The organism is Pseudomonas sp. FSL W5-0299 (assembly GCF_005930655.1).
Classification (GTDB): Bacteria; Pseudomonadota; Gammaproteobacteria; order Pseudomonadales; family Pseudomonadaceae; genus Aquipseudomonas; species Aquipseudomonas mandelii.
In genome coordinates this window covers 1-18,228 of record NZ_RXHX01000043.1, presented here as the reverse complement: position 1 = coordinate 18,228, position 18,228 = coordinate 1, and the positions used below count along the sequence as shown (strand labels likewise).

The following is an 18,228-nucleotide window of genomic DNA, read 5'->3' as shown; positions in this document are numbered from 1 at the left end:
GGCTCAAGTGACCTATCAAGGCGAGCGTCAGCATAACCACGCCAGCCGTCTCGATTCGCCGTCATCCTGTGTAGTTCTGGTGATAGGGCAGGGGGCTTGATAAGCCCCTGTCGTCATCTGGTGCCTATTTGGTGCTCCAGTGCTTCACCCTAAAGCTACTGCTGCAAGACCTGTCGTCATCCTGCGTGCGTCTGGCGTTTGCGCTTTTTTCAGGCCAAAAAAAACCCCGCAGGGTGGCGGGGTGGCTAACGGTAAAAACTACCAATGAGAATTTTGTGATGCGGGGAAGGGTAGTGCTATTTGACTGCCACGATCAACTGCCGTCTCCAGTTCGCCACCTGGTCAGTAGTTGCTTTGCCGCTCGACCGCATTGCCTCGAACAGGTTGAGCAGGTGGTTAATGGCTATGTCGTCATCGTCGTGGTACTCAACGACGAAAATGGGGAATCCAAGGTTGCCTGCTGCTGATATCGCTGATGCGATGATCTCTGTTCGCATCGTCTCGGAATCATCTTCATCAGCTCCGGTGAGGTTGATCCTGTGCAGCTGCAGCAGCTCGCCTCTGCGGGCCATGTCGACGATGCTGCATATGTGGTCTTGGGTCGGTTGGCGAAAGGTGTTCATGCCTGCTCCTGGTTGGGACTTGCTAGCAGGTTCTCACGGAGTTTGGATAACCCAAGATCCGGCTTCGAGGGCTCACTCAGTCTTACCAACGTGCCATTCGCTGTTTGCTTTTGATCTGGCTTTTCGCTCTTGATTCCAGAGAAATTTGAAGGCTTTTCCCTTTTAAATCTTTTTAACTTGTTTTTCTCTTGTTTTTCTCTTGTTTTTAAAGAGCTGGAAGCCGCGTTGCACTAGGGCTCCAGAGGAGCAATGACTACAGATTCCGTGTAGCGTGCTACAGATTCCGACTTTGACGACTACGGATTCCGTGTCCCACGACTACAGATTCCGTGCTTGCTGCTACAGATTCCGCCTGTTATCCACAGGCCCTGTTTGCAGGCTATACGACTACAGATTCCGTGTGATGAAAATGAGCTGCATCGTGCTCCCAATATTAGCTTTCTTACTGGGTTTTTGCCGGTAAAAGTCGTCATCTTGTTGGGAAACGGGTGATCTGGCACTGGGCGGTGGCATGGGGCGGTCGTCATGTTTCGACTCTGCGCGTTCCCGATCTTGGTAAAGCTACAAATTCCGGGTCTACCATGCTCTCCATCGCTTGTGCTGCGTTATCTGGACACATGGCATCCAGATTAATAATTCACCTCTGATTAATCATATAAGCCATTGATCTATAACGAAAAACTAATTTATTGGCTCCCGCAGCGCCGGTAGGCCACGATTTCTGCCATCTGCTACAAATTCCGTGCTCTCAGATCCGCTTACGACTACAGATTCCGACTAAGCCGATTTTGCTACTGCTACAGATTCCGGGTTGAGCAGCGGCATCGACTACAAATTCCGTGTCCTGGTTTAGGCCCCATAAAACTACAAATTCCGGCCATTGGTTGTCCGAAAGCTAGATTTAGAAAGGGGAGAGGGAGCGGTCCGGGTCAACCCAACTGCTACAAATTCCGGGTTGCGATACTGTATCGACTACAAATTCCGTGTCCCCGCCTCGTAGCGCAAATTGCTACAAATTCCGTGTCAATGCTGCGGCAGGTGAGCTGATTGTGTGCAGCTTGCCCCCCATTTTTATCGACTACAGAACATTGTGCGCGTAGTTGTATGACGAGCCGTGTTCGGATAGTCTCACTCCAGCCTTAATCAGGATCTTTGCTAATGGACGCGCCAGAAATTACTGAAACAGAGTCGAGCGTTAAGGTCACCAAGCACAACGACCTGGTGTCCGCATCGTATCGCCTCACTCTGGCCGAGCAACGCCTGATCCTAGCTGCTATTGCTCAAATCGACCCCCGAAAACCTATGCCTAAGGCCAGTTCGGTGATGGCTGTCGATTACGCCCACATCTACGGCATCACGCCAGGCCAGGCCTACGAGCAGATGCAGGACGCGGCCAAAATGCTGTTCAACTCCAAGATCACCTCGATCCGTGGATCAGGTAAGAACATGGGGATTCGAGAAATCCGCTGGGTTCAGGAGTGCGAATACGTAAAAGGCGAGGGCAGGGTAGAGCTGGTGTTTTCCGATAGCGTTAGGCCCTACCTTTCTCGACTTCATAGCCATGTGACAAGTTACGACTTGTGGCGTGTTGCACGCCTGGATTCGGCTCACAGCTTCCGGCTGTTCGAGATGCTTATGCAGTTCAAGAGCACGGGTTGGGTCTACATGCGCCTAGACGAATTGCGAGAGCGTTTAGCCCTGGGCGAGTCTTACCAGCGCTTCAACAACCTGCGGCAGCGCGTAATTGACCCTGCAGTCGAAGAGCTTCGGCAAAAGGCCGGCTTGAACGTCAACGTGGACTTTATCAAGGAAGGCAAAGCGGTCACGGCCCTGCGGCTGACCTTCACAGATGCCGATGACCTGCAGCTCCTGCGCAATGACGGTTGGCCAAAGAGCCTGCAGGATGCTTTGGAAGATGCGATGGCTGAGGAGGATCTGGAGGAGGAAGCCAGCTCGGCCGAGTACCAGGATGAGCCACGCACTCAGGATCTGTTCGGATAAACCTCAATTAAATCAATAACTTGGTTTAACATAATCTATGTTATGCGAAGTTCGTGCCAACCTTGCATAGTACCCGACAAGCGGACCGGCATCAAGTCAGCACTCTGCACCCATCCTTGACCGCATGCGCGATGTCAGGGCCGCAAAGCGCCGCAGGTCGACGCTCCGCTGGTTATAAGTCGGGGCCGATTCGAGGCTTGCAATGTGGATGGTTTGCTGGCCCAGGAAGCCCTGAACATCTTCGTCCTGCAGTAGGTCTGTGCGCAAATAACGGCTACCCATCTGAAGTAGCTTGTTTCTGTCCCCCAGTAGGCCTGGCCACTTGCGTTGGTGGAGCTTGATCTTCCAGTCGGCGTTTCCGCCCTTGTACATCCATAGCAACCGGCGCTCTGCGGTGCAGCAAGTATTGAGCGTTGGAGAAATGCTTCTTAGGATTGAAGGACTTAGATCCTCTACGTTCAAGCCTTCGTTGCCACGCAACACAACGACCCCACGACCCTCTGTCAATACGAGCATTGCCCGCACGCTTGCAACCTGCTTGGCAAGGTCTGCCCTGCCGCTTCTCGCGATAGGGTGGATGATAAATTTCCGCATGATCCAGCCTTGCTCCCTGATCAAAATCGTCCTGAGAATATGTACTTGAGCTGTGAAGTCAATAATAAGGCGTCATAGGTACGTCAAAAATCTGAAATCGCCCTGTAATGCCCTAAATAGAGGGCTTGCGCCCGTTTGTCAGATGGTTCAGAGAGCAAGCTGAACCACCCAACCAGGATGGCGATCGTTCAGCGCTAAGTGCGCTAAGTGCGCTAAGTGCGCTTAGGCAACGCCGGCATGCTGATCCCCTTGGGATCTGCAGCTGCATCCCACGACCACCAGCCAGTCGCTCCAAACTCTCTGTTGTAGTGCCGAATCTTGTTGTTCTTGCGCTGCAGGTAGGCTGGATCGCTCCGGCCGAAAACCTCCATTGGCGTCTCGCGCTCGCCGGTATCGAGCAACCAGAAATCAGGGAATACCTCATCCTCCGACGCATCGAATCGAAGTGGCTTCCAATAGCTACGGCCTTCATCGCTCAGCAGCTGCTCGATGTCGGCCTCAAAGGATGATGCAACTGGAATCCACCGCTCGCTCACGGCCATCAGGGCCAGCCGCATGACGTTGGCTTTACCCGCCCCAGGCGTGTCGGTTATCGCGATTGCTATTACCCGGCCACCGGCTTTCCAGGCGGCAATTTCCACTGGGAAGCTCCTGCATGCTCCTGCCCAGAGGGCCTTACTCAGCGTCAACACCGGGATGCCGGCGAAGCCGGATATTTTCAGTCGACCTATGCCACCTTCCGCTTCCTTGGTGTGCTTGGCTAATGGGGCGATGACAACCAGGCGTCTTTCCAACCGAATCGCTTCAGCTGTCTTGGCCTCGTTCGCTTCGGCCTTCGCCTTGTCACGTTCAGTCGCAGCCACCAAGAGGAAGTCGCTAAGCCTTGCCCCACTGGCGAGAATTGAGGCAGCTGTCTCTTGGAGCTTGGCATGAACAAGACCTAGCCGGCGCTTGCCCTCCATGCGCGGGTACCAGGTGTTGAGCCTGGCCTCAGACCACAGCAGGTGTAGCAGACCGAGAAGAGTCATCGCCGGCCGGCGCGTGCTGGTCCCGCTCGAAACCTGCGCAGTAGCCGCGGCTGATTCGAGCGGATCTTTTTTCCTCAGTCCAATGCCCAGCCGAACACGCAGGCCGCCGTCCTCAATCTCGGTCACGACCCCTTCTGCGTAACCCTGCAGCCCGGACTTCGATGGGTCCGGCGCATAATAGATACAGTCATTCGCGTGCTGCGGGCCGGAGTTGGGGTATCGGGCCAGACAGTAACTATCTGCGCCGCCGAGGTGCCGCACAGAGAGTTTTTTATCGCCACGGCCGAAGCACATGCAGGTGATGTCAGCGCCCGCGTGCGCCGTTTCGAGCACTGATTTCCATCCTTTAGCGAATTCAGGCTTGGTCTGAAAGTCAGCCGTATACGGTTTCTTCGTTTGATCCTGGTACTTGATTTGGATGGTGTATCGCTTTTCCATGCTGGCCTCGGGTTTTCATGGCTCCTCAGTAAACTGTCACTGATGGTGAGCAGGCGGTCAAATTGCCGCCCAAACGAAGACGCACGAGGTCGAACATGCTGATTGCGGTGCTGGAGTGGACAGGGAGTATTTGCGGGGTTCTGGGAGCGTTGCTCATCGCTAGCAACACCCGCCTCTCCCCTTGGGGTTGGTGGTTGTTCCTAGTGTCGAGCGTCAGTCTGTGCGGATACGCGGTCCTGCAGAGTGCATGGGGACTGCTGCTGCTCAACTCGTGCTTTGTCGGCACCAACCTGATGGGGCTTATCCGCTGGTGGGCACCTGCAGTGCTAGGGGCTCGCCAGCCGCAATCGTGAACTACCACGCTTGTGATCGGCCTTGGCTCCAGATGAAAAAGCCCGCTTACGCGGGCTTTTCTATTGCTGGTCGGTTCACTTGGCCGGGGCCGCGATGCGCTCCTCGCGCTGCTTGCCGTTGTAGACGCACATCGCTGAGTTGAAATCGTTGTAGGCGACGGAATAGGTGAAGTCGCAGAAATAGGCTGGGTGTTTGGTTGCCACCGTGTCACCAGCCTTGCAACTGTCATTGAGGGTTTCGACAAGGGTGTCGTGGTTCGCGCCGAGGCAGGCCTTACCGGTTAGCTCGGTATCGTGCGGGTTACAGCCGGCGAGAATGACGGACGCGAAAAGAATTGCAGTTGCGTGCAGCTTCATTGGAGTTCCTTGTGTGTGTTTATGGGGGCTGTGTTGCTGGTTATGCCAACTTGAGGGTCATGGAATAGATCATGTCCGAGCCATAGGACTCAGCTGTGTCGATGATGTCCTGCTCGTTCAGATCGGCCTGCTTCAGGATATTCTCGCGGAAAACCTCGCGCGCTTGCTGCTCGCTGTCGGCCAGTATGAGTCGAACGGAATCGGTGCTATCCCCAGGCACCCGGCCGGCGATGAGCCAGGGGTGAGCGCCTTCGCCGATGAAGTGCTTGTTGGGGATAAGGGTCATGTCGGGATTGGGCATCAGGCTCTCCTGGTTGGGTATGTGGCTTTACTCTGGCATTGTCTTGAGCAATCCCAAGCCCTACTCAGGCAGCACACGATCAGTTTGAGGCCGGACTCTAAAACTTGGGATTTGTGAGGCATCGGCGACAGTGAGGCATCGGCAACCGCCGCCCTACAGCCAGATGGAGATGTCCCATGTTCGCAACCCCCCAAGTTATCGCCGCCCTTGAGCACGTCCGCACTTTCCGCCCCGAAGTCACTCAGGTCTTCTACACGAACGAGCTGAAATGGTTGTACATGACAGACGATGGCGATGCGCCGGCCTTTGGCGGTGAAATCGACACCTCGCTTCTCGAAGACGCGGTAGACAGCCTGGACACCTTCCCGGCCGCGTTCCACATCACCTCCCCAGTTCGCCCGGCAGACGCACCGGACAATCTGACCCTGCGCGCCCTGGTCAAGGCTGAGCTGTTCATGTCCGGCTTCGAGGGCGATGAAGTTCAAGAAGGTGTTGACGCTGATTTGGCCAGCATCCGTCAGGCGATCCAGCAGTGCCAGGACCAAGCCAAGCGCGGGGTAACTGTTTCGGTGTCCGTAAAGGGCGGGATGATCACCGATGCAGCCGCCAGCCTGCCGGGGGTCCGCCTGGTGGTCACCGACTTCGATGTTGAAGACGCTTTGGCCACTTCTGAATTGCAGGCATTGCGTGATGTCTTCGCCCCCTTCCCTGTCACTGATTCTGCATTCGAGGCAGATGATGCCGATGACCGTGCCCGCGTCGAGGTTCTGCTTAACGGCGTTGCCAGCGGCATGACCCAGCTTAGGGCTGTGATCGAGCAGCCGGTATCGCTGAGCTACAGCGAAAATATCTACCTAGAAATCGCGCCGGCCAGTCATGACGAGCGCATCAACGTCTGCAACCACGACCTGGGCTGGACTACCGTCAACTACACGAGTGAAGGCCTGATCCTGGACGTGTTTGCCAACGATCAGTCCGCATTGTCGCCTGTGTCGAGCCTGCAGCTCATGCGCGATGACCTGTCGGCGTCTGATGACGACTGATAGCCGGTACTACGACCAGCTCATATTCCCTGCCCGAGAAGTGTGTGGCGTGGTGCGTCACTCACTTGTTGTGCCCTTTCTCAGGCCGCCAGAGTGCTGGCAGCGACCGGTGACGTTGTGACTGTTCAGGCCATCCTGGGCCACCATCACCTGGATCACAGCAGTTGTGGGAGAATTGGTACATCGAGCTGGGAATAGAGAGGAAACGACAGCATGAGAATTGCAGACCCAATGGACGCCTTGGTTAGCCTTCAAAGGGAAGTGCGCCGAGGCATGCCGACCCATCCCGCTGACCTGAGCCCTGGTATCAGAGTTGTCCTCGATCAGCCGAATGGCGTTACACGCTATACCTATGCCCGGATCGAGCACGGGCGAGTCAAATCGATAGCGCTTTTCGTCCATCATGAGCCTATCGAAGGTGTCCCGTGCTTCAACCTGGGGTACGCCGTTCCAGAAGCCTACCGCAACCGTGGCTGGGCCAGCGAGATCGTTGAGCAGAGCATTCAGGAGTTACGCCGTGGGCTTGGTCGTCATGGAGTGAAGTCCTTTTATGTCGAGGCAGTTGTCGGCAAGGATAACCTCGCGTCCCAGCGGGTTGCATCCAAGATCATCTCGGACGTACCTGTTGCAGGCACCGATTCGGAGTCAGGAGAGCCGATACTCGCTTACACACGACTCGTAGAGTGCTGATCAAGGTAAACTCCAACGCCCGCCTGCTTCGTTGGGTTTTCTCCGACATCGGTGACACTGGCTTCATCAGTCACCAGCGGAGGTCGCCATGCCACGGATCAATCAGCCCGAGCCCGGCCAAGTCATCTGGACGGTCGTAAACGGTCAAATCTGCCAGCGCGTCTATGTGCGCGCTGATGATGCCTACAACGGGCACGTCCTCGGGTTCCCCAATGCCGAAGGTAGCTACTTCGAGCCCCACCTGTACGCTTATGAGCGCGAGAGCGACATCCTCGGTATCCAGCTCGAATCGGCCCGCCAGCAGGCCGAAGAAGCCGTGGCCCGCGTCCCCCGTGCAGAGTTGGCATACCGTAACGCGCTGCGTGATGAGCGCGATGCGGCCTATGCAGCAGCTGCAGCCCAAGCTGCATAATTAGCCCGTCATTCCCTGGAGCGGTCCCATGCGTCTTTTTCTGTCCCTTATCATCCTCGCCTCTGCCTCTCTCTCCGGCTGCGGCTCCGACAACCCCTTCCCGCGTGTCGATTTTCCGAGCACGCCTGGGAACTACGTCCAGTTCTACAGCGGAGTCGGTGGCACCATCGCCGAACTGGCCCAGGTAAGCCCAACGGGCCAGACAGTGACCATCGCGACATCTAACTGGCATGGGGGAGTTTCCCTTGAAAGCCCAGTCGTCAACCAAACGGCACTGTTCAGCGAGTGCGGCCTGTTCACCTTCCGCGAGACTCCAGATGGTCTCGTGTCCAGCAGTTACCAGCGAGTTGCACTCAAGTCCGACTGCCCGTTCAACCCGGTTCCCAGACAGTGGAAACGTATTGTTCCTGATCGAGCAAGCAATTGATGCTGGCTCGACTATGCCAAGGGTCTGCTGCCGAGGCGGCTGGCAAGTATACTCAGGCTGGCTTGTCGCCCTTCAAGTGCTCGGTGCCATAGATACTGCGCAGTTCGGCGCGCTCCTCAGGCCCGCAGTGCTCATCGAGCATGCCTAGCATCTTGTTGAGCGTCATCGGCTCCTTCGGCAGGTTGGTTTCCACCGTGCAGGTGTAGCTGGTCCCGTTGGCAGTCATGCCGTTCCCGCCTGACCCGCCGAACGAGGCGGCGTCGAAGGCGTTACTCATGGCCTGGCCAAACTCATCGGGTGTTTTTCCCTGGATCTGGATGGTGATGGTGGCCTTGTAGCCTACCGGCTCATCAAGCAGGGGAATCGCTGCCGCTGCCTCTTCTTCAATCGCCAGCAGGGCGCGCGCACCCTCGTCGGACATACCGCTGGCCTGCATGTGGCCCAGCTGCAGGAGCGTTGTTAGGGCAGTATGGCTTTCCTGAAACAGCTCTAGATCATCCTCTAGGACTTTCCCGGCCCTCTGCTTGGCATAAAACCGCTTCACCGCTTCCAGGTAGTCGCGGGCAATGGAGATAAGGGTACTTTCCAGTGGCGTCATAGCGCAGGCTCTGTGTGTCGGGTATTGGCCGGAGTTTACCACTAGGGCATGCCAACCCAACCAGGTGGGGCGTGCTGGCTTGGGATTAAGAGGCAACCTGCCACGCTGGGGTTCTCTTTCCCCATCGGAGCACCCGACATGACCCAACAGAATCGCATCGCCGGCATAGACCGACTGGACATCAACGGCCAGCAGTACACCTGGAACGAAACATTCTCCTCGTACTGGTCGGATAGCGGTGAGCCGCGCGCCCTGCAGGGGGGCGAGATTGCCGCCTGGCGCATGGACTTCCAATCCGGTCGGAACTACGGGCCGAGTGGTCATCGAATCGAGGCGAAAATTATCTCCTCCCAGTCCTGCCCGCTTGAAGGCCGGGACATTCACCGGGTCATGTTCCTCGATCATACGCGGGGCATCTGCGGGTATGTCCTGCTGGCATCGGTGACTCCGGAGGCGCTAATGCGCGAGTATGATGCGGGCCGATACGAGGGCTCTTGGACTGGGGCATTTGCATGAAATGGATTCGGTGGCTTGCTGCCGCATACTTCGCCGTGGCCCTGTACGGGGCCTTACAGGCAGACAACGCCCCGCTCAGCGTAACGCTGTACAAGGCAGCCTTGCTGGTGGGCATCATCGTTGTGCTGCTGGCGTGGGATTTCATCTTCCACGGCAATTGGAACAAGCCGCGCAAGGATGGAGAGTGACATGGGCTCGATCTGCATCATCACTGACACACATGGCGAAGCCGAGCCGGATATTCTCGCCCCGGTTCGTCACGAGGACTTCCAAGCCCGCAGTCTGGCCGGCGATCTGCTGGTGGCCCGCCCGGCACCGGCCGATGGATGGAGCTACGCCCTGCTCTGTGAGCTGGCCCAGGAAATCGAGCACCTGACCGGCGAAGGCGCTGATGCCCATGTTGGCGAGGTCTGGGTGGGGTCGACCGAGGTCTAGCGGCTTGGGATTACCGGCCGGCGTGTGACGATGGAGGTAACTGAAGCCATCGCCACGCGGGCCCGACATGATCCTTTCTGACCGTTACCTGGCCACCAAGGCCAAAATTTCCGCTCACCTGGTCCACCTCGGCTGGAGCGTCGAGCAAGCTGGCACTATCTGCATTGGAAAAAAGACCTATGACACCGCAGTAGGGGAAAAGGAGGCCATCGGCTACCTGGCCCCCTCCGGCGATGTTGCCTACTTCCAGGCCAGCTATGAGAGCGAGGGGCAAAATGTCCTGAGCAGTATTCGCGCAGGCTGGAAGCCGATCACCCACGTCGAGTCGGACGTGGATCTTGAAGCACTAGCAGCAGCCTTCGCCGCCGAGGTCGATGCCCTGGTTTCTAAGACCTACGCCATGCGGCTTGCAGCTGCCCGAGGTTGATGCGAATAACATTGTCGCTCGCCGGTAGGGTAGTCCTCCCAACCAGAGGAATGACCATGCCCGCCGACTTATCCCGCCGCTGCGAGATGGCCGAGCTGCTGAAGGTTCGCGCGGCCTCGCTCGAACTTGCCGCCTGGCTGCAGGCGCACCCGCACCCTCTCTAGTACACGCTTCAACGAGAAACTGGAGAGGGGAAAATCTCTCTCGAATACGGCGTTGGCCATCTAGGGCAAGTACGGCTGGATTGAGCCTGCTGTTGCACCTGTTCAGCCTGGCCTGTTGAATCTTGAGTGGTAGAGACCTCGTTCTTGGGATTTCCCCCAGCGCCCGTACAGTGAACCCAACTCCATTCAACGGGTACACGACCATGCAAATTCCTACTGCTCAACCACTCCCCAAGGGTCTTTGGCTCTCGCTCACCTCCGAAGGTGATGGCGACCTTCCGTCCCTCATGTTGTTAAACGGTGCGGCTCTCCCAGTACTCCTCAAGCGCGCTGAAGGGTTGGTGGCGGATCTGCAAAGCGCAGGCTTCAGCGAGGCCCGTATTCCCCTCGTCGCAGGCTGGACGCTGCTCAACGAAAGCGCCGAGGCCAAGCCGGAGTATGCCAAGGCATTTAGCCGTCACTGCATGGAGCTGGCCAGCTCCGGGCCAAATCACCTCTGGTTCACCATCAGCACCGGCAGCGAGTTTCGCACCAAAGCCTTCACCCTGGATGAGTTCAGTGGAATGTGTGCTGCCTGGAGTGCGAATCAAGCTGACATCGTGGAGGCGGACGCTTGGCATGCGGACCGCATCGAGGCGATGCGTGAAGTTGAGCGCGACCAGGGGGTGGGGGCATGAGGACCGCCGCTACCCTGCCGCATGCTGACAGGGCCGCTCAATCACAGGAGAAAATATCCGCTCAGCTGGTGGCGGATGAGCACGGGTACAACGATTACGACATCGCCGGTCATACGTGCGTGCATCGGGCCTGTGTACCCCACGACATGCAGAAAGGTGATTACTTCAACGTCTACCACGGCGAGTCCAGTAAGTCGGGCTGTCGCTGGGACGGCGATCTGATCAGCTCCCTTCGCAAATTTGCGGCCTAAGGCACCCAGAACGATTTAGCCCTCCCGCTTCAGCTGAGCGGGATCGGCACAGCCAGAGTGCCGGTGATTTGCCGGCTGTAAGTTCTATCGCTATTTGCGAATGCGGGAAGCATGCACAGCTGTATGTGCGAGTAGAGTTTTCCTAGCGATCCGTTGTAATGATTACGGTCGCGCCTTCGCCAGTGACGATTGGACTGCTCGCTCCGTGAGTGGCCAGCTCGCTGGATGCCGGAGCGCAGTCGGTGTTTTGCCCCTGCTTGTAGGTCTGCCCATCAATGACTACGACGCTGCTTTGCCCAGTAACGATTGGCGAGTTAGCCCCGGTGGTCACGCAGTTGTCCGTACTAGCAGGTGCAATTTGAATTTCCGCAGTGTGTCGAGCCGGGCTTTTCTCACTCAAGGCATCGCAGCCTGAAATCATGGCCAAAGCAGCCAGTGCAAAAATTAAGTTCTTCATATTTTTCCCTGAACTCAGCGGTCTATCACTTTCGCGCGTTGAGGAAGCGTTTGGCGTTATCCTCGGCGGCCTTCATTCTCTTTGCGAAAGCGCGATCTGCACGGTCAAGCTCATAGAAGGAAAATTCAGCCTCAGCTTTCTCGCGTTGAGCCATCACCAATGGATGATTCATCAGATCATGCGTACTCAAAACTGGGGTGTCCTCTACCGGATCTCCAAGGAACATCACGATCTGACCGTGCCTGACAGATTCGCATCGGAAACCAAATCTTTCATAACGTGGCACTAGCGCAACGTCGCAAGACAAGGCCATTGAGGGATACCGTCCAGTGATGTCGTTCATCATCAGGCTCATCAACCCATTGCCCCTCAGTGCCTTTGCAACGGCTGTGTAATAAATCCCACACTCAGTAGATGACCCGTTCAACGGCAGACCGCACAGCGTGAAACCTGCCATCACACCATCAGATGAGACTGTCACCAGCTCTATACGGTGGGGCGCTTCCATCTCCAGGTAGGTTTGGACTTCCAGACGCAGTGCAGCGCAGTAAGCTCCGAACTTAGGATGATCGGCCGGGGGATGTGTCATGCTCAATGCCGTCACATTTTGCGAAACAAGGGTCAACACATCTTCACGCACTTTTTCATCGACAGGAGCAGTGTGTCGCTCAATTTTCATACTGCTTAGACAAACCATTGCCATTGATTCCGATTCTTTCGCGAGCGCGAAAATCGCCCCTGCTTCTACGTCCTCGGCCCCGGTCATTAGGCCGGGGCTTGGGGTGCAGCTGAGCGATTTCCCTTAACTGTTAGATTCCTGGTGGCTATCCCAGCCCAACCACCATTCGTTGTGCTTCCAGAAGTGTTCCGCGTAGGGATTGGCATCGCTGCCAATTCCAGCGGCAGCAGCGGCATAACCCTCATCGAAAGGAAGCTGCTCGGACGCCGACCACGAGTGGATCACCCAGCCGTCAACCTCGCACTTCGCCTTGACTGCCTCAAAGCTCTCGCCAGAAACCTTCTCGACCAGTTCTGTATGCGGCCTGTAGACCGAGCCGTTTGCTTCGTTGCGCGTCAGCTCAAGTGATAGCTTGATCATTGATCGGTGTTTTCCTCAGTTACAGGTAGCCAGGATAACGGCAACTCGCCAAATCCCAACTCGATGTACCAATTCTCCCACAACTGTTGGGAATGCAAGCCCAAATCCAGCCGCCAATACACCTGAAACTCCGACTCGCATTTAGTGTTGTGTTTGCGGGGCGTATTCGCAAATAGCGATGGAAGTTACACCGGCCCTGGCCCCGCCCTCCATGTCCCTGCCCTGTTCCGCTCAAGTCTGAGCGGAAAATATCTTTCTCGATTAGCCGCGGTTGATCTGGCCTGTCGGTATCCGGCTTGGGATTCTCGGCCCCTCTCGTAGCCTGTAATGACTGGCACCAAGGAGGTGCCGGACTACCAGGAGCCCGCCATGAAACTCTTTGACGCCAGCCAGCTCGCCACCTCTGCACGGGAGCCAGTCGCCCTCGAAGAGATGAGCTTCGAGCAAAAGGTCGCCGCTGCCGTCTGCGCCGTTAAGCAAGAACTCATGGCCGGCAAGCACCTGGTTGTCGCCTGGAGCGGGGGCAAGGACAGTTCCTGCACCCTGAACATCGCACTCACTGCCGTCCGTGAGCTGGCCTGCGAAGGCTTCAAGTGCCCTCGCCTGCACATCATGCACAGTGACACCAAGGTCGAGTCGCCCGTGGTGCATGCCTACAACCAGCACCAGATTGAGCGAATCCGCGCATACGGGGATCGCACGGGCATTGATCTCAAGGTCTGGGTAGCCTCTCCCTCCCTGAGTAACGATTACCTGGTGGGCATGGTCGGCGGCCGACTGATTGCGTCCGTGGGGGCCAACACCAAATGCCAGCAGCTGATGAAGGCCACCCCGCTTGAGCGAGTGAAGAAGGCAATTGCCCGCGAGATTTCAACCGACCTGGGCCGCAAGCTGGCAGGCGATGAACTCGTGTCCCTGATCGGAACCCGTTTCGATGAGTCCGCCCAGCGGGCCAGGATGATGAACTCCCGTGGAGAGAGCGCCAGTGCGGCAGTGAACCTGGCCGCTGATACCGGGGGGCATGATTGGGTGTTGAGCCCGATAGCTCAGATGACCACGATGGATGTTTTCACCTACATCGGCATGGTCCGCTCGGAAAAGATCGATTGCTACGACCCCTTCAATCAGCTGGTTGAGGTGTACCGCGACATGAATGGCGGGGACTGCATGGTCAACGTCTACCTCGCTGGCCGCGAGAGTGAGCGCCCCGCCTGCGGAAGCCGTACCGGCTGCTGGACTTGCACTCGTGTGAGCCGCGACTCTTCTGCCGAGAACATGATCGCCAAGGAGGGTGGCGAGTACAGCTGGCTCAAGCCGCTCAACGATCTGCGCAACTACATCCGCGCCCGGCACTTCGACCCGTCCGCCCGCTGCTGGCTATCGCGCACCGTGAATGATCAAACCGGGGAGATAAAAATTGCTCCAAACAGCTACAGCCCTGAATTCACCAGGGAGCTACTGGGCATCCTGCTCACCATCCAGCTCGATGAGGTCGACGAGGCCGCCCGACTGGGCATCGAGCCGCGCTTTCAGGTACTGAGCCTGCAGCAGCTGATCGCCATCGACTGCCTCTGGCAGCTAGCTGGCAAGAATATAGTTTGACACAATAGCCCCTGGAAACACTGGGCTTGAGCGTTCTCTTCAACCCTAACTCCGACAATATAGTTTGACACACGCCATGGCCTGTATCGAATACGAGCAGATCATGCAAACAATATAGATTGACACAAGCTTGCCAGCGGCCGCGCGAGTGATCGCTCAGCGGCCAAGAACAATCAAGTTTTTGTCTTCCCGACCATCGGACTCCGCTCCAAAAGCATTTTGGGCAAAAGCGATTAATCTTCAAGAGCTGATCGACAAATGCAAGGGGACCGTATGAACGTCTTGGACTTGCTCAACCCTGCGGTCGACAGGGTTCGTCGTGCCGGCGAACTGTTGTCCGCTGAATGGCATCGCACCGGTGGCCCTAGAGGACACGGGGACAAGGCAGTTATCGATTCTCAGATTGAAGTTCAGCTACGTTTGGAGTTACTCAATCTTCTGGATTGTGACTTCTGGGGCGAGGAAACCGGTTCCCACATGGCGGGCCATGAGTTCTGCTGGGTAGTTGACCCGAATGATGGGACGCGAGATTTCTTGCAGAAAATCCCTGGTTCTGCGATTTCAGTTGGGCTCCTCCATAATGCAAAACCAATTCTCGGGGTCGTTTACGCACCGATAACGCTAGATCTCGGTGAGGACTGTATCTATTGGGCAGAGGGGCAAACGGGGCTGATGCGTAACGGGCAATCAGTTCACGCTCCACTCGGCCAATTAACGCTGCAGCCTGGTAGTGCAGTGCTGGTGAGCACTGCCGCCGCCGGCAAACCAGAGCTCAACGCAGAGCTCTGTGCCCCAGCAGAGTTCATACCGATGCCCAGCGTAGCCTATCGTCTTGCCCGCGCTGCTGCAGGTGATGCTCTGGTTGGTACATCTTTAGTCCCCGTGTCCGCCCACGATGTGGTCGGAGGACACGCGTTGCTAATCGGTGCGGGTGGCGTGCTACTTAATCAGGATGGTGAACCGGTCTCTTATGAATCCGAAGACCGGATGAGGGAGGTTTGCTCGCGTTGCTTTGGTGGAGCGCCACAGGCGTGTCGCGAGCTCGCCACCAGGGATTGGAGCCGCTTGTTCCAGCAGTCATGAGGCTCCATCGTGACTACCGTCGGGCCTGCAGACGCTCAGCCTGTTGCCGCTCCCGAATCTCAGCCTGCTGTGCAATCACGGCCTGGATCTGGGCATAGAGCTGGGCATCTTCGTTGTCACGGTCAGCAACCGTCACAACCAGTGCATAAGGTTCTTTCTCCAAGACGTCTGGATGATTCCACTCGCGATCTTGCCTGATCACCACTACAAACCATTTTTCATCGGGATTGCGCCGCCGGAACGTCCAGCGTGAAGACTGAACGGTGCCGCGGCTTCGCTGCTGAGCCGTAATTTCACGATTGCCTGTTGCATCATCGTTGCGCGAAAGCACCTGGTTCTTGGGCGATACCATGTTGTAACTGGGGCACCCCTGGGCGAGGTGATAGACCTTGCTGTTCCGATTGCCAATGATTGCGCCGCCTCTGTGAGACTTTGGTGATTGAGCTGCAGCACCCCGGGCAGGAACAGCGCTCACGATTCCCTCGCGAGAAGGCTTGTGTCCTAAGCTCCAAGTGCGGTCACGGGTGATAAATAGGTTCGCGTGCCCCATCACGCTGGCGGTGCGGCGGTTCCACTCTTTCTCCCATGCTGACACCGGGTATTGCCGATCCCAGGCCATAAGCAGCTGCTGTTGCTGCTTGGACATGGATAGCCCGTAGCGGTCGTACATGTAAAAAGTGGAGCGCGCTACCAACCCCTTGACGTCATTACGCGGCTCGGCCGCTCGCCCCTTAAAATCCACGCGAGTGGGGCACGCGCCGTACTGCGGTGCAACTCCGGCCACCGTGCCGTACTGGAAGTTGCTGCGGTCGCCGTTCACCTCGCCAACTGAGGGGTAGAGTGTTGCCGCTGACCGAAAACTGACCCAGTAGAGGCTGTTCTGCCGACTGAAAACTGACCCAGGTGTTCAACTGCTTCTGCTCAATTTTTGAGCAGGAGAACACAGGGTGATCAGTATGGAAATGATGGGCAAAATTCGCCGGATGTATTTCCGCGACAAGCTGTCGCTGCATGAGATAGCCAAGCGCACCGGGTTGGCGCGCAACACGATTCGCAAGTGGGTCAGAGCACCTGAGGCCAAGCCGCCGGTCTACCAACGCCGCGCGATCTTCAACAAACTCAGCCCTTTTCACGCCACGCTGGAGCAGGCGCTAAAAGCCGATTCGCTGCGGCCCAAGCAACAGCGGCGCAGTGCCAAGGCGCTGTTGGCGCAAATCAAAGCCGAAGGTTATGACGGTGGCTACAGCCAGCTCACCGCGTTTATCCGTGCCTGGCGAGGGGGACAGGGCAAGGCGTCGCAGGCCTTTGTGCCGCTGACCTTTGCTCTTGGCGAGGCGTTTCAGTTTGACTGGAGCGAAGAAGGCTTGCTGGTCGGCGGCATTTACCGGCGTATGCAGGTGGCACATCTGAAGCTGTGTGCCAGCCGTGCGTTCTGGCTTGTGGCGTATCCGAGCCAGGGCCATGAGATGTTATTTGACGCCCATACACGCTCGTTCGGCTCCTTGGGCGGCGTGCCGCGCCGGGGCATCTACGACAACATGAAGACGGCCGTCGACAAGGTCAATAAGGGCAAAGGCCGGGCGGTGAATGCGCGCTTTGCGGTGATGTGCGCGCATTACCTGTTCGATCCGGACTTCTGCAACGTCGCCGCTGGTTGGGAAAAGGGCATCGTTGAAAAGAACGTGCAAGACAGCCGCAGGCGTATCTGGCTAGACGCCCAGGACTGCCAGTTTCACTCCTTCGAGGAACTCAATGCCTGGCTGGGCCAGCGCTGCCGCGCGCTTTGGAACGAGCTGACGCACCCTCAATACAGCGGTCTGAGTGTGGCCGAAGTGCTGGAGTTGGAGCGCGCTGAACTGATGCCTGTGCCAGCGCCATTCGACGGTTACGTCGAGCGGCCTGCGCGGGTCTCCAGCACCTGCCTGGTCAGCGTCGGGCGCAACCGCTACTCGGTGCCGTGTGAGTACGCGGGTAAGTGGGTCAGCAGCCGTTTGTATCCGACGCGAATCGAGGTGGTGGCTGACGACGCGCTGATCGCCAGCCATGTCCGCTTGCTGGATCGCGACCAGGTCAGCTATGACTGGCAGCACTACCTCCCGCTGATCGAACGCAAGCCCGGTGCGCTGCGCAACGGAGCGCCCTTTGCTGATCTGCCGGCGCCGCTGCGTCAGCTTAAGCACGGTCTGGGGCGTCATGCCGGCGGTGACCGGATCATGGCGCAAGTTCTGGCTGCCGTACCGGTCGCCGGGCTCGATGCGGTGCTGGTGGCTGTTGAGCTGGTACTGGAAAGCGGCAGCCTGAGCGCCGAACACATCCTCAATGTCGTGGCGCGCCTGGCCGCGACCGAACCACCACCCAGCGTCGAAACCCACTTGTCGCTCAAGGAAGCCCCCGTCGCTAACACGGCGCGCTACGACCGCCTGCGTGGCCAGACCGAGGAGATCGGTCATGCGTGATTTGATGGCGGAACTCAAGGAGCTGCGCCTGCACGGCATGGCCACGGCCTGGGCGGAGTTAACTGCACAGGGTGAGTCGAACACAGCCTCGTCCAAGTGGCTGCTCGAACACCTGCTGGAACAAGAGCACACAGATCGCGCCATGCGCTCGGTGAGCCACCAGATGAACATGGCCAAGCTGCCGATGCACCGCGAC

22 protein-coding genes and 2 pseudogenes are annotated in these 18,228 nt (G+C 57.5%); 15 read left to right on the top strand and 9 right to left on the bottom strand.

Annotated elements, in window-relative coordinates; translation table 11 throughout:
• Window positions 1-296 precede the first annotated feature (296 nt).
• Entirely contained in the window at window positions 297-623 is a 327-nt protein-coding gene (locus tag FHL16_RS29925; protein ID WP_069900646.1) for a hypothetical protein, read from the bottom strand.
• Window positions 624-1,781: 1,158 nt separating this feature from the next.
• On the opposite strand from FHL16_RS29925, the gene FHL16_RS29920 reads away from it, so the two are divergent.
• On the top strand, window positions 1,782-2,624 hold the full coding sequence (locus FHL16_RS29920) for a replication initiation protein (RefSeq protein WP_069900647.1): 843 nt from the start codon (window positions 1,782-1,784) through the stop codon (window positions 2,622-2,624).
• Window positions 2,625-3,430: 806 nt separating this feature from the next.
• Here FHL16_RS29920 and FHL16_RS29915 read toward each other — a convergent pair.
• The 3 genes from FHL16_RS29915 to FHL16_RS29900 form a co-directional block, all read right to left on the bottom strand.
• Window positions 3,431-4,684, bottom strand: a complete 1,254-nt coding sequence (locus tag FHL16_RS29915; RefSeq protein WP_077750171.1) for a DUF1173 family protein — start codon at window positions 4,682-4,684, stop codon at window positions 3,431-3,433.
• 428 nt (window positions 4,685-5,112) lie between these two features.
• On the bottom strand, window positions 5,113-5,394 hold the full coding sequence (locus tag FHL16_RS29905) for a hypothetical protein (protein WP_177346265.1): 282 nt from the start codon (window positions 5,392-5,394) through the stop codon (window positions 5,113-5,115).
• A gap of 40 nt (window positions 5,395-5,434) precedes the next feature.
• The gene (locus tag FHL16_RS29900) at window positions 5,435-5,695 is read right to left on the bottom strand and encodes a hypothetical protein (RefSeq protein ID WP_077750170.1); all 261 of its coding nucleotides are present in this window, start codon (window positions 5,693-5,695) and stop codon (window positions 5,435-5,437) included.
• A gap of 176 nt (window positions 5,696-5,871) precedes the next feature.
• Here FHL16_RS29900 and FHL16_RS29895 point away from each other — a divergent pair, with 176 nt between their 5' ends.
• The 4 genes from FHL16_RS29895 (at window position 5,872) to FHL16_RS29880 (ending at window position 8,267) form a co-directional block, all read left to right on the top strand.
• Window positions 5,872-6,738, top strand: coding sequence for a hypothetical protein (locus tag FHL16_RS29895; protein ID WP_077750169.1), 867 nt, complete (start codon window positions 5,872-5,874; stop codon window positions 6,736-6,738).
• A 213-nt stretch (window positions 6,739-6,951) separates the two neighbouring features.
• Window positions 6,952-7,428, top strand: a complete 477-nt coding sequence (locus FHL16_RS29890; protein ID WP_077750168.1) for a GNAT family N-acetyltransferase — start codon at window positions 6,952-6,954, stop codon at window positions 7,426-7,428.
• An 88-nt stretch (window positions 7,429-7,516) separates the two neighbouring features.
• Window positions 7,517-7,840 (top strand): hypothetical protein, encoded by a 324-nt coding sequence (locus FHL16_RS29885; protein ID WP_077750167.1) that lies wholly within the window; start codon window positions 7,517-7,519, stop codon window positions 7,838-7,840.
• Window positions 7,841-7,868: 28 nt separating this feature from the next.
• Window positions 7,869-8,267, top strand: coding sequence for a hypothetical protein (locus FHL16_RS29880; protein ID WP_077750166.1), 399 nt, complete (start codon window positions 7,869-7,871; stop codon window positions 8,265-8,267).
• Between the two features lie 52 nt (window positions 8,268-8,319).
• Here FHL16_RS29880 and FHL16_RS34160 read toward each other — a convergent pair whose 3' ends face one another.
• The gene (locus FHL16_RS34160; protein WP_177346264.1) at window positions 8,320-8,865 is read right to left on the bottom strand and encodes a hypothetical protein; all 546 of its coding nucleotides are present in this window, start codon (window positions 8,863-8,865) and stop codon (window positions 8,320-8,322) included.
• Window positions 8,866-9,003: 138 nt separating this feature from the next.
• Here FHL16_RS34160 and FHL16_RS29870 point away from each other — a divergent pair, with 138 nt between their 5' ends.
• From FHL16_RS29870 to FHL16_RS29845, 6 genes are all read left to right on the top strand, one after another.
• Window positions 9,004-9,381, top strand: a complete 378-nt coding sequence (locus FHL16_RS29870; RefSeq protein WP_077750165.1) for a hypothetical protein — start codon at window positions 9,004-9,006, stop codon at window positions 9,379-9,381.
• Window positions 9,378-9,569: a hypothetical protein gene (locus tag FHL16_RS29865; RefSeq protein ID WP_077750164.1), complete on the top strand. Its 192-nt coding sequence runs from the start codon at window positions 9,378-9,380 to the stop codon at window positions 9,567-9,569. Before FHL16_RS29870 ends, FHL16_RS29865 begins: the two co-directional genes overlap by 4 nt.
• A 1-nt stretch (window position 9,570) precedes the next feature.
• Window positions 9,571-9,816, top strand: a complete 246-nt coding sequence (locus tag FHL16_RS29860) for a hypothetical protein (RefSeq protein ID WP_077750163.1) — start codon at window positions 9,571-9,573, stop codon at window positions 9,814-9,816.
• Between the two features lie 67 nt (window positions 9,817-9,883).
• The gene (locus FHL16_RS29855; RefSeq protein ID WP_077750162.1) at window positions 9,884-10,243 is read left to right on the top strand and encodes a hypothetical protein; all 360 of its coding nucleotides are present in this window, start codon (window positions 9,884-9,886) and stop codon (window positions 10,241-10,243) included.
• Between the two features lie 367 nt (window positions 10,244-10,610).
• Window positions 10,611-11,084: a hypothetical protein gene (locus FHL16_RS29850; RefSeq protein WP_138739096.1), complete on the top strand. Its 474-nt coding sequence runs from the start codon at window positions 10,611-10,613 to the stop codon at window positions 11,082-11,084.
• The gene (locus tag FHL16_RS29845; protein WP_077750160.1) at window positions 11,081-11,335 is read left to right on the top strand and encodes a hypothetical protein; all 255 of its coding nucleotides are present in this window, start codon (window positions 11,081-11,083) and stop codon (window positions 11,333-11,335) included. The genes FHL16_RS29850 and FHL16_RS29845 overlap by 4 nt, the downstream gene beginning before the upstream one ends.
• 142 nt (window positions 11,336-11,477) lie before the next feature.
• On the opposite strand, the gene FHL16_RS29840 is transcribed toward FHL16_RS29845, so the two are convergent.
• Genes FHL16_RS29840 through FHL16_RS29830 form a run of 3 tightly spaced genes read right to left on the bottom strand, consistent with a single transcriptional unit; the run spans window position 11,478 to window position 12,891 of the window.
• Window positions 11,478-11,792, bottom strand: coding sequence for a hypothetical protein (locus FHL16_RS29840; protein ID WP_077750159.1), 315 nt, complete (start codon window positions 11,790-11,792; stop codon window positions 11,478-11,480).
• Window positions 11,793-11,817: 25 nt separating this feature from the next.
• Window positions 11,818-12,558 (bottom strand): GNAT family N-acetyltransferase, encoded by a 741-nt coding sequence (locus FHL16_RS29835; RefSeq protein ID WP_077750158.1) that lies wholly within the window; start codon window positions 12,556-12,558, stop codon window positions 11,818-11,820.
• Between the two features lie 36 nt (window positions 12,559-12,594).
• Complete coding sequence (locus tag FHL16_RS29830; RefSeq protein ID WP_077750157.1) at window positions 12,595-12,891, bottom strand: hypothetical protein; 297 nt, start codon at window positions 12,889-12,891, stop codon at window positions 12,595-12,597.
• Window positions 12,892-13,260: 369 nt separating this feature from the next.
• Here FHL16_RS29830 and FHL16_RS29825 point away from each other — a divergent pair, with 369 nt between their 5' ends.
• Together FHL16_RS29825 and FHL16_RS29820 are read left to right on the top strand one after the other, a co-directional pair.
• Window positions 13,261-14,493 carry a phosphoadenosine phosphosulfate reductase domain-containing protein gene (locus tag FHL16_RS29825; protein ID WP_158080555.1) on the top strand — a complete coding sequence of 411 codons (1,233 nt, stop codon included), beginning with the start codon at window positions 13,261-13,263 and terminating at the stop codon, window positions 14,491-14,493.
• A 273-nt stretch (window positions 14,494-14,766) separates the two neighbouring features.
• The gene (locus FHL16_RS29820; protein WP_077750178.1) at window positions 14,767-15,576 is read left to right on the top strand and encodes an inositol monophosphatase family protein; all 810 of its coding nucleotides are present in this window, start codon (window positions 14,767-14,769) and stop codon (window positions 15,574-15,576) included.
• 328 nt (window positions 15,577-15,904) lie between these two features.
• Here FHL16_RS29820 and FHL16_RS34585 read toward each other — a convergent pair.
• Window positions 15,905-16,417: pseudogene (locus FHL16_RS34585) on the bottom strand (endonuclease I family protein); the annotation flags it as partial.
• 115 nt (window positions 16,418-16,532) lie between these two features.
• Here FHL16_RS34585 and istA point away from each other — a divergent pair.
• Window positions 16,533-18,032 (top strand): IS21-like element ISPst3 family transposase, encoded by a 1,500-nt coding sequence (gene istA / locus FHL16_RS29800; protein ID WP_024012635.1) that lies wholly within the window; start codon window positions 16,533-16,535, stop codon window positions 18,030-18,032.
• Window positions 18,025-18,228 (top strand): annotated as a pseudogene (gene istB / locus FHL16_RS29795) (IS21-like element ISPst3 family helper ATPase IstB); the annotation flags it as partial. The gene istA and the pseudogene istB, both read left to right, overlap by 8 nt.

What these genes read in the sequence shown, in the direction of transcription:
- FHL16_RS29925 (WP_069900646.1), bottom strand. Translation starts at nt 623, where the DNA reads ATGAACACCTTTCGCCAACCGACCCAAGACCACATATGCAGCATCGTC.
- FHL16_RS29920 (WP_069900647.1), top strand. Translation starts at nt 1,782, where the DNA reads ATGGACGCGCCAGAAATTACTGAAACAGAGTCGAGCGTTAAGGTCACC.
- FHL16_RS29915 (WP_077750171.1), bottom strand. Translation starts at nt 4,684, where the DNA reads ATGGAAAAGCGATACACCATCCAAATCAAGTACCAGGATCAAACGAAG.
- FHL16_RS29905 (WP_177346265.1), bottom strand. Translation starts at nt 5,394, where the DNA reads ATGAAGCTGCACGCAACTGCAATTCTTTTCGCGTCCGTCATTCTCGCC.
- FHL16_RS29900 (WP_077750170.1), bottom strand. Translation starts at nt 5,695, where the DNA reads ATGCCCAATCCCGACATGACCCTTATCCCCAACAAGCACTTCATCGGC.
- FHL16_RS29895 (WP_077750169.1), top strand. Translation starts at nt 5,872, where the DNA reads ATGTTCGCAACCCCCCAAGTTATCGCCGCCCTTGAGCACGTCCGCACT.
- FHL16_RS29890 (WP_077750168.1), top strand. Translation starts at nt 6,952, where the DNA reads ATGAGAATTGCAGACCCAATGGACGCCTTGGTTAGCCTTCAAAGGGAA.
- FHL16_RS29885 (WP_077750167.1), top strand. Translation starts at nt 7,517, where the DNA reads ATGCCACGGATCAATCAGCCCGAGCCCGGCCAAGTCATCTGGACGGTC.
- FHL16_RS29880 (WP_077750166.1), top strand. Translation starts at nt 7,869, where the DNA reads ATGCGTCTTTTTCTGTCCCTTATCATCCTCGCCTCTGCCTCTCTCTCC.
- FHL16_RS34160 (WP_177346264.1), bottom strand. Translation starts at nt 8,865, where the DNA reads ATGACGCCACTGGAAAGTACCCTTATCTCCATTGCCCGCGACTACCTG.
- FHL16_RS29870 (WP_077750165.1), top strand. Translation starts at nt 9,004, where the DNA reads ATGACCCAACAGAATCGCATCGCCGGCATAGACCGACTGGACATCAAC.
- FHL16_RS29865 (WP_077750164.1), top strand. Translation starts at nt 9,378, where the DNA reads ATGAAATGGATTCGGTGGCTTGCTGCCGCATACTTCGCCGTGGCCCTG.
- FHL16_RS29860 (WP_077750163.1), top strand. Translation starts at nt 9,571, where the DNA reads ATGGGCTCGATCTGCATCATCACTGACACACATGGCGAAGCCGAGCCG.
- FHL16_RS29855 (WP_077750162.1), top strand. Translation starts at nt 9,884, where the DNA reads ATGATCCTTTCTGACCGTTACCTGGCCACCAAGGCCAAAATTTCCGCT.
- FHL16_RS29850 (WP_138739096.1), top strand. Translation starts at nt 10,611, where the DNA reads ATGCAAATTCCTACTGCTCAACCACTCCCCAAGGGTCTTTGGCTCTCG.
- FHL16_RS29845 (WP_077750160.1), top strand. Translation starts at nt 11,081, where the DNA reads ATGAGGACCGCCGCTACCCTGCCGCATGCTGACAGGGCCGCTCAATCA.
- FHL16_RS29840 (WP_077750159.1), bottom strand. Translation starts at nt 11,792, where the DNA reads ATGAAGAACTTAATTTTTGCACTGGCTGCTTTGGCCATGATTTCAGGC.
- FHL16_RS29835 (WP_077750158.1), bottom strand. Translation starts at nt 12,558, where the DNA reads ATGACCGGGGCCGAGGACGTAGAAGCAGGGGCGATTTTCGCGCTCGCG.
- FHL16_RS29830 (WP_077750157.1), bottom strand. Translation starts at nt 12,891, where the DNA reads ATGATCAAGCTATCACTTGAGCTGACGCGCAACGAAGCAAACGGCTCG.
- FHL16_RS29825 (WP_158080555.1), top strand. Translation starts at nt 13,261, where the DNA reads ATGAAACTCTTTGACGCCAGCCAGCTCGCCACCTCTGCACGGGAGCCA.
- FHL16_RS29820 (WP_077750178.1), top strand. Translation starts at nt 14,767, where the DNA reads ATGAACGTCTTGGACTTGCTCAACCCTGCGGTCGACAGGGTTCGTCGT.
- istA (WP_024012635.1), top strand. Translation starts at nt 16,533, where the DNA reads ATGGAAATGATGGGCAAAATTCGCCGGATGTATTTCCGCGACAAGCTG.